The sequence below is a fragment of the Aeribacillus sp. FSL K6-8210 genome, assembly GCF_037963925.1.
GTDB classification, from domain to species: Bacteria; Bacillota; Bacilli; order Bacillales; family Aeribacillaceae; genus Aeribacillus; species Aeribacillus composti.
In genome coordinates, this window is sequence record NZ_CP150172.1 from 1,787,595 (window position 1) to 1,801,228 (window position 13,634).

The 13,634-nt window shown below is 40.7% G+C and carries 11 protein-coding genes; 8 read left to right on the forward strand and 3 right to left on the reverse strand.

Going from position 1 to position 13,634, the window contains the following annotated elements:
• The first annotated feature begins 20 nt into the window (after positions 1-20).
• The 5 genes from NSQ41_RS08630 (at position 21) to NSQ41_RS08650 (ending at position 4,267) form a co-directional block, all read left to right on the forward strand.
• Complete coding sequence (locus tag NSQ41_RS08630) at positions 21-437, forward strand: MarR family transcriptional regulator (RefSeq protein ID WP_082829330.1); 417 nt, start codon at positions 21-23, stop codon at positions 435-437.
• Positions 438-639: 202 nt separating this feature from the next.
• The gene (locus tag NSQ41_RS08635) at positions 640-1,560 is read left to right on the forward strand and encodes a hypothetical protein (protein ID WP_094245712.1); all 921 of its coding nucleotides are present in this window, start codon (positions 640-642) and stop codon (positions 1,558-1,560) included.
• 262 nt (positions 1,561-1,822) lie between these two features.
• Positions 1,823-2,476 (forward strand): MOSC domain-containing protein, encoded by a 654-nt coding sequence (locus tag NSQ41_RS08640; RefSeq protein WP_339211448.1) that lies wholly within the window; start codon positions 1,823-1,825, stop codon positions 2,474-2,476.
• Between the two features lie 371 nt (positions 2,477-2,847).
• Positions 2,848-3,423: an RNA polymerase sigma factor gene (locus tag NSQ41_RS08645; protein ID WP_063389561.1), complete on the forward strand. Its 576-nt coding sequence runs from the start codon at positions 2,848-2,850 to the stop codon at positions 3,421-3,423.
• The gene (locus tag NSQ41_RS08650) at positions 3,395-4,267 is read left to right on the forward strand and encodes a hypothetical protein (RefSeq protein WP_130157266.1); all 873 of its coding nucleotides are present in this window, start codon (positions 3,395-3,397) and stop codon (positions 4,265-4,267) included. Before NSQ41_RS08645 ends, NSQ41_RS08650 begins: the two co-directional genes overlap by 29 nt.
• An 84-nt stretch (positions 4,268-4,351) precedes the next feature.
• Here the strand turns inward: NSQ41_RS08650 and prpB are convergent, their stop codons facing one another.
• The 3 genes from prpB to mmgD all read right to left on the reverse strand — a co-directional run bounded on the left by prpB (position 4,352) and on the right by mmgD (position 8,243).
• Entirely contained in the window at positions 4,352-5,257 is a 906-nt protein-coding gene (prpB, locus tag NSQ41_RS08655; protein ID WP_339211451.1) for a methylisocitrate lyase, read from the reverse strand.
• A 403-nt stretch (positions 5,258-5,660) separates the two neighbouring features.
• On the reverse strand, positions 5,661-7,109 hold the full coding sequence (locus NSQ41_RS08660) for a bifunctional 2-methylcitrate dehydratase/aconitate hydratase (RefSeq protein ID WP_066246660.1): 1,449 nt from the start codon (positions 7,107-7,109) through the stop codon (positions 5,661-5,663).
• Between the two features lie 24 nt (positions 7,110-7,133).
• Positions 7,134-8,243, reverse strand: a complete 1,110-nt coding sequence (gene mmgD, locus NSQ41_RS08665) for a citrate synthase (protein WP_339211453.1) — start codon at positions 8,241-8,243, stop codon at positions 7,134-7,136.
• Positions 8,244-8,758: 515 nt separating this feature from the next.
• On the opposite strand from mmgD, the gene ppx reads away from it, so the two are divergent.
• The 3 genes from ppx (at position 8,759) to NSQ41_RS08680 (ending at position 13,564) form a co-directional block, all read left to right on the forward strand.
• On the forward strand, positions 8,759-10,291 hold the full coding sequence (gene ppx / locus NSQ41_RS08670) for an exopolyphosphatase (protein WP_339211454.1): 1,533 nt from the start codon (positions 8,759-8,761) through the stop codon (positions 10,289-10,291).
• Positions 10,292-10,324: 33 nt separating this feature from the next.
• Positions 10,325-12,436 (forward strand): RNA degradosome polyphosphate kinase, encoded by a 2,112-nt coding sequence (locus NSQ41_RS08675; RefSeq protein WP_339211455.1) that lies wholly within the window; start codon positions 10,325-10,327, stop codon positions 12,434-12,436.
• Between the two features lie 180 nt (positions 12,437-12,616).
• Positions 12,617-13,564: an aldo/keto reductase family protein gene (locus NSQ41_RS08680; protein ID WP_063389554.1), complete on the forward strand. Its 948-nt coding sequence runs from the start codon at positions 12,617-12,619 to the stop codon at positions 13,562-13,564.
• Positions 13,565-13,634 lie beyond the last annotated feature (70 nt).

Sequence of the window (13,634 nt, forward strand, 5' to 3'; positions counted from 1 at the left end):
AAGGAAGGGAAAGTAATATTATGAATCCGACATCCTCCTCCATGACGGAATTAGAGAACGAATTTATAAGGATTTTTCGTGATTTGCGAAATTTTTATACAATGGGGAAAAAATATGGCTTGTCAAGAAATGAATTTTTTATTATGAAGTTTTTGCTGAAAAACGGCCCTCAAAAACTATCTACCATTTCCCAAGAATCTGATATATCTCCCAGTTTCCTCACAGGTATTACTGATCAGCTAATCGAAAAAGGCTACATCGAACGGAATAGATCAAAGAAGGACCGCCGAATTGTCCAAATCTCTTTAACAAAAAAAGGAGAAGAAACCATCATAGCGGTTCAACAGGACTTGATTCAATATATGCGTTCCAAATTCAACGCATTTACAGAAGAAGAAATTCAAGATTTAATTCGACTTTTGCGGAAAATACCATAATATCGTCCGTGGTCTTCAAAATCAGTAGTGCCTGACTTTGTGATTTTAGTCAAAAAGAGACGAGCTTGTTTTAAAACGGTGCACTTTTTCAGAGATGATCCATTGACAAGACGGGGAAATTTGTGTATTCAATGTCAAAACGGGTCATGCTGCCTGTTTGACGTGGAGTAGAATCTTAACGGCTGCAAAGGGGGAAAAGAAAATGTGCAAAATTACGATCATTGGCGGAGCAGGAACTCTTGGAGCCGCCATCGCTTTCAAATTAGCAGGGAAAAAAGCGATCGATGAAATTTGTCTCATCGATCAAAATGAAAAGCTGCTGCTCAATCATTTAATGGATATGGAAAATGCTTATCCGTCCAAAACGATTTATAAAGGGACTTTTCACGATTTAAAGCACTCTAATATCGTCATCATTACGGCAGGCATCCCAAACCGAACCGATATTTCTTCTAGAGATGAGTTTTTAGAAGGAAACTTGCAATTGTTTCGTCAAATCGGAGAAGCCGTCGCAAAACATGCCCCAAACGCTTTGATTATCACCGCTTCCAATCCAGTCGATGTTCTGAATTACTATTTAGTTCATACGTTTCAATTTGATAAGAAAAAATTAATCGGATACACCATGAATGACTCCTACAGGTTTGAATGGGCGCTTCGCCGAGTTCTAAAGCTACACGAGAATGATAAAGTATCAAGCCCTGTTATAGGTGAGCACGGAGAAACACAAGTTCCGCTTTTCAGCCAAGTCAAAGTAAACTATAAGCCGCTGCTTTTATCAGAAGATCAGAAAATTCAAGTTAAAGAAAAGCTGACAAATTGGTTTCGAAACTTCAATGACCTAGGCATAAACCGAACAACCGGGTGGACGTCTGCCGTCGGTATGGAAAGGCTGATTGATCAGCTGCTTCAACCAAAAACGTCGACAGCAATCGGTTCTGCGGTATTAAACGGAGAATATGACGTTTCTGGCATTAGTTTAGGTGTACCTCTAACAGTGAATCATACAGGCATCCAAAGCATCCTTGAATGGGAAATCGAACAAAAGGAAAAAGAGTTATTTCAACAATCTGCTGAAAAAGTGAAGCGTCTCATTAACGAGTTTATTATGAATAAAAAATAGACAAAATGGAAGTTTCTTCAAAAAGAGCGCATCTATCTAGTAGACAATAAAAAAGCTCACTATAAACTATGCTAGTTTTTGTTTTGTTGTTCCCAATTCAGCTTTTTAACCATTTTAGGAGGTTACAGCACTGGAATAGATTTTTTTATCCTGTATGATTTTTTGAAAATCATACAAACTGCAGACTTGCCGCTTAACGATAATCTATTGCTGCTCCCAAACGAAGTTGGAAGATCTTAAAGAATTAATGGAGTTGATCAAAATGGAAGCAAAAACTTATGAAATTATTTCTATAAATGTAGGAAAACCGAAAAATTTCATATATAACGGCAAAGAATTCGTCACTGGAATTCAAAAGCAGCCTGTTGATGGACCGGTTTTTTTGTCATTTCTTAATTTTTCAGGCGATGGTCAGGCAGATCTTGTTCATCATGGCGGTAGAGATAAAGCGGTATGCGTTTATCCGTATGATCATTATGCCTATTGGGAGCATGAGCTTGAAAGAAAGCTGAATGTGGCGGAATTTGGTGAAAATTTGACAGTAAAAGGCTTGTTGGAAACAGAAGTTTGCATCGGGGATACGTTCCAATTAGGGGAAGCGGTTGTGCAAGTTAGCCAGCCTCGGCAGCCATGCCATAAGATTGCCAAAAAGCACAGGGTGAATGACTTGCCGCTTCGTGTTCAACATACTGGTTATACCGGTTTTTATTTTCGGGTGCTGAAAGAAGGCTGGGTGGAGACACCATCACGCTTGCAGCTCATTGAAAAACATCCGCTAAACATAACGGTTTCTTTTGCGAATCAAATCATGTTTCATGATAAAACAAATAAAGAAGGAATTGAACAAATTCTTCGTGTGGACGAACTATCGGAAAGCTTTCGGGATTCATTGATGAAACGCTTACAATCCATTTAGGAACATCTACCAAAAGAAGGGGTTGGAAAATCGGCTTGTATATAAATTAGAAATGCAAGAGAGATCATTAAAATTTCAATGATCGTTGTTTTTAGATTACTATTTTCAAAGGTTGAGCTTCTGTGGAGAAAGCGTCTTACATTTCAGCTACTTCCCATATAATAAGCCAACGATCCACTGATGCAGGGCAGATCGTTGGCTTATTTTACAAAACTTTTCCATCTAAAAAGCTCCAAAATTTGAGTTCTTGCTTTTTGTGAGAAAATGGGAATTCCTCCAATCTATTTCTGCAACTAGAATCTGATGATTCGATACTTTTTCTCCAGCATTTCGTCTAATTGATTGTACGAGAAAGAGAGGTGCACCTCGGCATGCGAGATGAAGATTTGGTTCAAAAGGCTTTAGAGGGGGACGATTCAGCCTTCCGTGAGCTTCATGACCGCTACATTGGCCAAGTGCTCCGCTATGCATATATGCAGACGGGGGATTATCATCGGTCAGAAGAAATTGCTCAAGATGTCATGTATAAAATGGCGGTTCATTTAGCGAACTTTCAAGGAAGATCAAGCTTTAAAACTTGGCTGTTTACAATTGGAAGGCGGGTTGTTATCGATTACCATCGGAAGTATAAAAAAGAAAATAACACAGTCTATTTAAGCCCCGAGGACTTAGGGCATAAACAGGATAAACATTTAGTAGAACAAAATATTCTGGAATATTCGCTCAGAGAACAGATCATGGCCAGTATGGAAAAATTGTCCCCGGATGAAAAGACGGTCCTTTATTTAAGATTTTTTGAAGGAATGTCTATAAAAGAAACAGCCAAGGTAATGTCGAAAACGGTTATGGCGGTTAAATCGCTGCAAACAAGGGCTAAAAAGAAATTGTCAGCCCATTTAAAAAGCGAGGTGAATGATCATGAAAAAACAACTCGTACCGCCGAATAGCGAAAAGCGTGAAGAGTCAATAAAACAGCTTTTTCATCACTTTTATATAGAACCGACAGATGAATTTAAAGAAAAAAGTTTTCAAAAAGCTTTAGCCGGAATTGAATTAGCTAGAAATAAAGAAAGAAGGAAAAAAGCCGCTAGCAAGCTTCAGCTTGTATTCTCATTTGCGGCCGCAGCAGCTGTATGCATCCTTCTAATGATTTTTCCTCCTTTTCAAACAAATGAGACGAAAGAAGACGGCCAGCATTCAGATCAACAAAGCATACTAATGTCTCCCCAACAATCTCAAAATGCAGAAAAGGAAGAAGAAAAAGGAGATATCAACCGACCTGAATCGATCGAAATGACAATTTCATTGGAAGGAATGGAAGAAAAGGAGCTGTATCACCTCGTAAACATAAAGCAACTACCTTTTACCACATATATTCCGGATCGTTGGCAGGCAGAATATATTGAAGAAAAAAATTTGATCGGAGCAAAGCTGATAGCGGTAAATGAAAAATATGGGGAAGTTGATGTCATGTTTTTTCCAAAAGGGACATCTTTAGGAGAGGCGGAAAATTACATTACAGATGAATTGCTGGGAAATGTTTCTTATAAAGTTTTATCAGCGGAAGAAGAAGAGAAAAGAAATATACCTGATTGGTCTCTCCGTTCCTTTCATTATGAAAATGTAGAGCAGACGAGAACGGGCGAGATTTATTTAAGCGAGCATAACAGACAGTACTTTTATATACAGAGAGAGTTTGCTAATGAAGCATTGGAAGGATGGGGTTCAAGAACAACAACGATTTTGGAGCAATGGGAATGGAAGGACACGAAAAAAGGATTGTGGGATTAAAAAGTTTTATGAATCAGAAATGTGAGCAGCTACTATTTTTTCCGGTAAATACTTTTTCATCCACGGGGCAAACCCCGTGGATGGTTAATCTTCAGGCAATATTGTTTTTGCAATCGTTTGGTCGAGCGCTTCGAAATCATCGTAATGAATCACTTCATAAAGTTCCTTGCGAGTTTGCATATTCTCGAGCTCGCTTTTTTGAGTTCCAGACGATTTAATGGTTTGGAATAGGCGTTCATACGCTTTAGCGGCGGCGCGAAGAGATGAAACAGGATAAATCACCATTGAATAGCCGAGTTCCGAAAATTCTTCTGCTGTATAGTAAGGAGTTTTTCCAAACTCTGTCATGTTTGCGAGAAGAGGAGCTGAAATTGCCCGGCTCACCTTTAAAAAGTCTTCTTTTGTTGAAAGAGCCTCAGGAAAAATAGCGTCTGCTCCCGCTTCAACATATCTTTTGGCGCGTTCAATGGCGCTTTCAATTCCTTCAACTGCATAGGCATCCGTTCTGGCAACAACGACAAGAGTCGGCGCTGCCTGTTTAATAGCTTTAATTTTTTGCATCATCTCCTCTACAGACACAAGCTTTTTGCCGTTTAAATGTCCGCATTTTTTCGGAAGATCTTGATCTTCGATTTGGACAGCAGCTACTCGTGCTTCTGCCATTTCTTTAGCTGTTCGGGCGGCATTCAAAACACCGCCGAAACCGGTATCAATGTCAACGAGAAGCGGCAGATCAGCCGCCCGCACGATTTCCCGCGCCCGGCGGGCAACCTCTTCTGACGAGACGATGCCCAAGTCAGGAAGCCCTTGGCTCGCGGTATAGGCGGCGCCTGACAAATAAAGCGCTTGAAATCCTGCTTTTCTCGCTATAAGTGCAGCCATTCCATCATGGGCTCCAGGAATTTGAAGGATTTCCGGTGCGTTCATTAACGTTCGAAACCGATCGGCCAACTCCTCTTGTGTCGATTCTTTTTCAACGATCCAAACCATGGAATCACCTTCTTTTCTGTCATTTCATCTTAGCTTTACAGAACCATTAATTACGTTTCTAGAGGCAAGCCGCGTTTTTCATTAAACGAGCGCTGCCCTCGTCAAGTCTACTCGAGGGTGCCGCCCTGTATCCACGCTTCGCTTACGGTCTGTTTTGTACCCTGATCTTTTGTCTGTTAACTTCCGTCATTTGGTACAAAATCGATTCTTTCGTTCTTTTTGACTGCCCAAAAAATTTTCGCTTTACAGAACATTTTTCGGTGTGGCCGATTGCCACACCAGCTCGATATAGTTATCTCAAATGTTCTTACAAGGTTTATAACATGTTTTTTCTTGCCAAACAATGAAATTGCGCCAAAGTAACATGCATCTGATGCAAAACAACGTGTGATCTGCCCCGGATTTATATAACAAATAAGTTTACAAACTCATGTACAAACGTCTCTTCCAGCACGTTCTGGTCAAGCGAAACGTCTAAGATTTGCTTGAGCTGCTTGTTTGGGAACCGTGTTGCCAAATTGTTTTCATATTTTTGGATCAGCTTAGGCAGACCTTCTTGACGGCGGAATCTGTGGCCGATTGGATATTCCCGCACAACTTGGCGCGTTTCCGTTCCGTCTTTAAACCGTATTTGAACTGCGTTGGCAATTGACCGTTTGTCCGGATCGAGATAATCTTTGCTGAACTGTTTATTTTCCACAACTGTCATTTTTTCACGAAGCGCATCGATTCTCGGGTCTTGTGCGATTTCATCTTCGTAATGATCCGCTGTTAAATCGCCATAAATAAGACCGATGGCAGTAATATATTGAAGGCAATGATCACGATCAGCCGGGTTGAGAAGAGGTCCCGTTTTGTCGATGATGCGAATGGCTGATTCATGCGTCGTGATCGTGATTTCTTCGATCTCATCAAGGCGATCTTTTACTTCAGGATGAAGCTCAATGGCGCATTCAGCAGCTGTTTGCCCATGAAACTCTGCTGGATATGATATTTTAAATAAAATATTCTCGATTACATATGATTCCAAAGGACGGGCGAGCTTCAGTTTCTGTCCTCGGAACAGCACGTCTTCAAATCCCCAGTTCGGAGCCGATAGGGCAGAAGGATATCCCATTTCACCTTTTATGGCCATAAATGCAAGACGTACAGCGCGGCTTGTTGCATCGCCAGCCGCCCACGACTTGCGAGAACCAGTATTTGGAGCATGTCGATATGTCCGAAGACTTGAATTGTCAATCCAGGCATTGGAAAGGGCGTTGATGATTTCATCTTTTCCGCCGCCAAGAAGCTTCGTAACGACAGCAGTTGAAGCAACCTTTACGAACAGCACGTGGTCAAGCCCGACTCTGTTCAGGCTGTTTTCAAGTGCCAGCACCCCTTGAATTTCGTGGGCTTTTATGATCGCTTCAAGAACTGTCCTCATATTGAGCGGCTTTTTCCCTTCTGCCACATTCGTTCGGCTTATGTAGTCGGCCGCAGCTAAAATTCCCCCCAAGTTATCAGAAGGGTGACCCCATTCCGCTGCAAGCCAAGTGTCATTATAATCGAGCCAGCGAATCATGCAGCCGATGTTAAATGCACCGTGCACGGGGTCTAATACATATGAAGTGCCAGGGACGCGGCACCCGTTTGGAACAACCGTCCCCGGAACGATCGGACCTAAAAGCTTTGTGCATTCAGGGTAGCGAAGAGCAAGTATGCCGCAGCCCAGCGTGTCTAACAACACATAGCGGGCGGTTTCAAACGCTTCTTTACTTTGAATTTCTTTATTTAGAACATAATCGGCAATTTCTTCAAGCAGTTTGTCTGTTTGTCGATTTTCATTATTTTTTACTAGTACTTCTGCCATTTTTACAACCTCCTAAGCTATCCATTACTGTTGTACTTTCAAAGAGCGTTTTCCTGTATATTTCACGCGAGGACGGAACAAACGGTTGTTATTATGCTGTTCGATCACATGGGCGCACAGGCCTGCTGTTCGAGCGCTGAAGAAAATAGGAGTATATAAATCAATCGGAATGCCAAGCATGTAATAGACAGGAGCCGCATAATAATCGAGGTTCGGATACAATCCTTTTTCCTCTCTCATAATGGTTTCCCCGGCTTCGCATATTTCAAGCAATCGAAAATCGCCCCGTTGTTCGGACAGCTGCTGCAATGCTTTTTTCATAAGCAATGCTCTTGGATCCATTTTTTTCATATAGACGCGATGGCCAAATCCCATGATCCGCTCTTTATTTGCTAATTTTTGTTTAATCAATCGTTCAAAATTTTCCTTTGTACCTGCTTCTTCAATTAAATACATCACCGCTTCATTGGCTCCGCCATGCAGGTGTCCTTTCAAAGAGGAAACCGCACCGGCGAGAGCACCATACAAATCTGCATGTGTAGACGATATGACGCGAGCGGCAAATGTAGAGTTTGGCATTTCATGTTCGATATAAGCGATGAGCGAGCGGTCGAATATTTTCGTTTCAAGTTCAGTTGGTTTTTTTCCTGTAATCATATATAAAAAATTTGCACTGTAGGAGAGATTTTCATCTGGTGGAATGACTTCTTGTTGATTGAGTAGATGATAACTGCTGGCAAGAATGGATGGCATCTGTCCTAGAAGATTGATAGATTTCGTTTTATTGGCCTGTTCAGATCTGTCATCAATGAGCGGGTCAAATCCTGCTAAAATGGAAATGCCTGTTCTCAGGGCGTCCATTGGATGAGTTGTCTTCGGCAGTTTGGAAAATACGTCGTAAAGCACGTCTGGAAGCTCTCTTTTCGCTAGAAGCTCGTTTTCAAATCTAGCTCTTTCTTGTTCAGACTGAAGCTTGCCTTCAAGCAGCAAAAACGCAACCTCGACATATGATTTTGTTTCGGCAAGTTCAATTAAATCGTATCCTCGAATGACAATTTCTTCATTTTCTACATCGAGAAACGAAATCGTTGTCTCAGCTGCCACTACGTTTTCTAATCCTGGTCTAAACTCCATCAAATATACCTCCTTCAAAAGTTTTTGAAAACGCTTTACTATTGATGCAAACAGGGAAAAATGAATATCGGGATGATCGATCGCTTTCACAAATTTTGTTATTGGGCAATTGCTGAGACAATAACATTGTTCATTTCTTAAAGCCTATTCATTTCTCCCAAATCTCAAAGCGATCTTGCTATAATTGACCGCCTCTCCTTGTCGAAGCTTAAATGGATAGGAAACCATTTTTTTACTTCTGGAACAAATATAGCACATTTTAAAAAAAAAGAAAATGAATCTTCGGAATTTTCGTTTTTGTAAAACGACAGCTTTCACAAAATTCATTTGAAGAACTGACTTTAAAAATGGAAGCCAGCTTCCAGCAATCGGCGGCTTTGCGGTTTTAATGTCTTTTGGATGTTGACTGCTTATTTATATTCTATTCAAATCTTTTAAATAGACTGGAAAAATAGTACGATATAAGTAAAAAATAACATACTTTCTTCATTGGATTTCATAAAAGGATGGGAAAAATGACAGAGAAAAAAATCGGCATAATAGATTTAGGATCGAACTCCATTCGCCTCGTTATTTTTCATATTGATCAAAATGGACAATATAAAGAGCTTTACAATTTTAAGATCAATGCCCGTTTAGCTACGTATATTGACGCCAAAGGAAATTTGTCCAACGAGGGGATCGAGGTTGTCATCGATTCTTTAAAAAAATTTGTTCCAATCGTTCAATTTCATCAAGTGGCAGAAACGAAAGGGGTTGCAACGGCAGCTATTAGATCTGCCAAAAACCGGAAAATGGTCTTAGAGGCTATAAAAAGAGAGACGAATTTCGATTTTCGCGTCCTTTCCGGCCAAGAAGAAGCCTATTACGGCTACTTAGCTGTTATACATTCCGTATATTTAACTGAAGGCATAACCATTGATATAGGCGGAGCAAGCACGGAAGTTGCGTATTTTAAAAATCGGGAGCTCGTCCATTCATACAGTTTTCCGTTTGGGGCCCTCACATTAAAGAAAAGGTTTATTGCCAACAGCGAACCGAAAGAATCGGAAATGAAAGAGCTGACAGCGTTTTTGCGAAATGAATTTTCTTCGCAAAAATGGCTTAAAAACAAAAATGTTCCGGTAATCGGGATAGGCGGCAGCGCCAGAAATCTAATACGGCTTCATCAAAATAAAACCAATTACCCGTTATTTGGTATTCATCAATATGAAATGGAACCGAATGAAATTAAAAAAATAAATCAATGGCTGATCGGAATGGCTGTCTCGGAGCGTCAAAAATTAGATGGACTGTCGAAGGAACGCGCGGATATCATCATTCCTGCAATTGAAGCAATTTATACGCTGACGGAAATCGTATCAGCTCCATTTTTTACAATGAGCAGCAAAGGCTTAAGGGAAGGGGTCTTTTTTGAGGAGGTGTTTTCCAACTTAAACGTCCGGTCTTTTTCTCAAGTAGCGGACGAAACATTTTCCAAGCTGGCAAGTGATTATAAAATCAACTTGAAGAATACGTCATTTCTCCTTCGTCTTGCTTACGTATTTGTCAGTGAATGTGAGGCAAAGAAAATTATATCTTTTACTCAAGAGGAAAAAGAAATTTTGTTTAAAAGCACAAAGCTGGTTCAATTCGGGGAATTTATCGATCATCATTCAAGCAGTCAGCATACGTTTTATATTTTGACAAATCGATCGCTTGACGGAATCAGTCATAAAATGCGGTTGAAACTCGCATGCGTCGCTTCCTTTAAGTCCAAAAAAACTTTGATGAAATATATCTCTCCTTACAAATCATTATTAACGGAAGAAGAAATTTTATCGCTGGAGCGATTAGGCGCGATTTTGAAATTCCTTTATTCCCTCAACACGACACACCGTTCAATCATTTCCGAACTGGAGGTGAACAAAAAGGAGGGGGAAAAGATGGAAATATCTTTAGCCTGCAACAGTGATTATACTTTTGAAGAGCAGGAAGCAAATAAGCAAAAAAAGCATATGGAACGCGCTTTTAACTGCCAAGTCGAATTATCATTTACACTCGTCTAATGGACATACGAAAGGTAAAAGGTGGGCGAAATTATGCAAGATAAGAAAGAACAATTGATTCCAGATATAAGCCGTCCAGAATTTTATAATAACCGGGAATTAAGCTGGCTTGCATTTAATGAGCGTGTCATGCAAGAGGCCGTTGACTTTGAAAATCCTTTGCTTGAGCGGATGAAGTTTTTAGCTATATTCAGCTCGAACTTAGATGAGTTCTTCATGGTGAGGGTTGCTGGTTTAAAAGATCAAGAAAAAGCTGGTTTTAATTTACCGGAAAATAAAGCCGGCATGACGCCAAAGCAGCAGCTTAACGCCATTTCGGCGAAATGCCACACATTGGTCAAACGCCAATATGCAATATTTAATGAATATGTACAGGGGGAATTAAAAGAGGAAGGGATTGAATTTCTCAAGCTTAATGAATTAACTGGCGAACAATTCCGCTTTTTGGAACAAAAGTTTGATGAGCAAATTTTCCCGGTTTTGACGCCTCTTGCGATTGATGCGTACAGACCGTTTCCAATGCTTTTAAATAAATCGTTGAACTTGGCCGTATTGCTTCAATATAAGAAAAAAGAGCGGAAAAACCCTTTTTTTGCGATCGTTCAAGTTCCTGCTGTTTTGCCTCGCTTCATTGAAGTGCCGAATCAAGATGGAAAGAGGCAGTTTGTATTTCTTGAGGATTTGATCAGCAGTTTTATTTACAAACTGTTTCTCGGTTACAACATCATTTCGGTCTCACCGTTTCGCATTACGAGAAATGCAGATCTGACCATTGATGAAGAAGGGGCGCGGGATTTGCTGGAAGTGATTGAGAAGGAGCTGAAAAAGCGGAAGTGGGGTGCGGCGGTCAGGCTTGAAATTCAAAAAGGAACGATAGATGAACGTGTTTTAAATTATTTAATGGATGTGCTGGAAATTCAAAAAATGGATGTTTATGAAGTGGACGGCCCGATCGATTTAACGTTTTTATTTCCATTTTATACTCATTTGCTGACCGATTTTGAGCACCTTGTTCATGATTCGTTCATTCCACCACCTCCGCTCGACTTGCCGAACGGAAATTTGTTCGAAGCTATATTAAAACGGGACTTATTATTACACCATCCGTACGAATCCTTTCAGCCTGTTGTTGAATTTATTGAAAGTGCAGCGGATGACCCTCAAGTGTTGGCAATCAAGCAGACGTTGTATCGTGTAAGCGGAAATTCGCCGATCGTTCAAGCATTGGCAAAAGCTGCGGAAAACGGGAAGCAGGTGACGGTTTTAGTCGAATTAAAGGCAAGATTTGATGAAGAGAACAACATCCATTGGGCAAAAATGCTTGAACAGCACGGAGTTCACGTTATTTACGGCTTTCACCATTTAAAAACGCACAGCAAAATTACCCTTGTCGTCCGGCAGGAAGAAGGAACGGGTAAAATTCAACGCTTCGTTCATTTGAGCACGGGAAATTACAATGACGTCACGGCGAAACTGTATACGGATATTGGCTTTTTTACAAGCGAAGAAACATTCGGGATCGATGCAACCAACTTTTTTAATTATTTAAGCGGTTATGCGGAAAAACCAGATTGGAATCATTTTTCTGTATCGCCATATGATATGCGGGAGACCTTTATCAAACTCATCAATCAAGAAATCGAATGGCACCAGAAAAGCGGCAAAGGCCGGATTATTGCCAAAATGAATTCTTTAACAGATAAAACGATCATCATGAAGCTTTATGAAGCTTCGCAGGCTGGAGTCAAAATTGACTTGATCGTAAGGGGAATCTGCTGTTTGCGACCGCAAATAAAAGGCGTGAGTGAAAACATTCAAGTGCGAAGCATCGTCGGCCGCTTTTTGGAGCATAGCCGTATTTTTTACTTTCACCATTTTGGGGAGGAGAAAATTTTCTTATCCTCTGCTGACTGGATGACAAGAAACATGATTAAACGTGTTGAAATTCTTTTTCCGATTTATGATGTCCGTTTAAAAGAGCGTTTGAAAAACATCTTGGACATACAACTAAAGGACAACGTCAAAGCGCGTTTTCAGGATGCAAACGGCGATTATCATTATGTTGAACGGCCGGAAAACGAACCAGTCATTAACTCGCAAAAAATTTTTTATGAAGAAGTGGTTCGCTACCATGACGCTGACTGATCGGCAGCGCAAGTTTTATGAAAACTAGAGAATTTCTTCCGATGCGGAAATGATCATATCCGATTAAAATGATAGATTTTTGTTCCCTTCAAACAAATTGCTTTCAGATTCGAAATGTTTAGTATTATAATGAGTCTTGAATGAATTTTTTGCTATTTTTTGAAAAAAGGGGATGAATAAATGAAATATCGCAAATTGGGAAGAACGGGGCTAAAGGTTAGCGAAATCAGCTTGGGAAGCTGGCTTACATACGGAAACTCCATCGAAAAAGAAACGGCCATTCGGACGATTGACAAAGCGTATGAGCTAGGCATCAATTCATTTGATACAGCGAACGTTTATGCAACTGGGGAAGCGGAAAAGGTTGTCGGTGAAGCATTGCGGAAATATCCGCGTGAATCATATGTTTTGGCAACGAAAGTATTTTGGCCGATGGGAGATGGCCCCAATGACAAAGGCTTATCGCGGAAGCATGTGTTTGAACAGCTCCATGCCAGTTTAAAACGCCTTCAATTAGATTACGTTGACATTTATTACTGCCACCGCTATGATCCGGAAACACCGATCGATGAAACGCTGCGCACAATTGATGATCTTGTCCGGCAAGGAAAAGTGTTATATGTCGGCGTCAGTGAATGGACTGCTCAGCAAATACAAGAAGCTCTTGGCACAGCAGATCGATATTTGCTGGACCGCATCGTGGTCAACCAGCCGCAATATAATATGCTGAACCGTTATATTGAGAAGGAGATTATTCCAGTCTGCGAACATAACGGTATTAGCCAAATTGTTTTTTCGCCGCTTGCACAAGGTGTTCTGACGGGGAAATATAAGCGCAATGGAGACATCCCGGAAGGAAGCCGTGCGAGTGATCCAAAAGCAAATAAATATATCAATGATTTGCTGACAGATGAAAATTTATTGAAGGTAGAAAAATTAGGAAAAGTGGCGGATAAATTAGGAATTAAACTTTCCCAATTGGCGATTGCTTGGGTATTGCGGCAGCCGAATGTTGCCAGCGCTCTGATCGGATCCACCAAGCCGGAGCAAGTCGAAGAAAACGTCAAAGCAATTGATGTGGAATTAACGGAAGATGTGCTCGAGGAAATTGAGCAAATCCTGTCGTAGTTTTCCTTAAGGCAGAATGCAGACTTGTTCATTTTGATTGAAGAACAGACGTTTCAATAAAAAAGGGGAG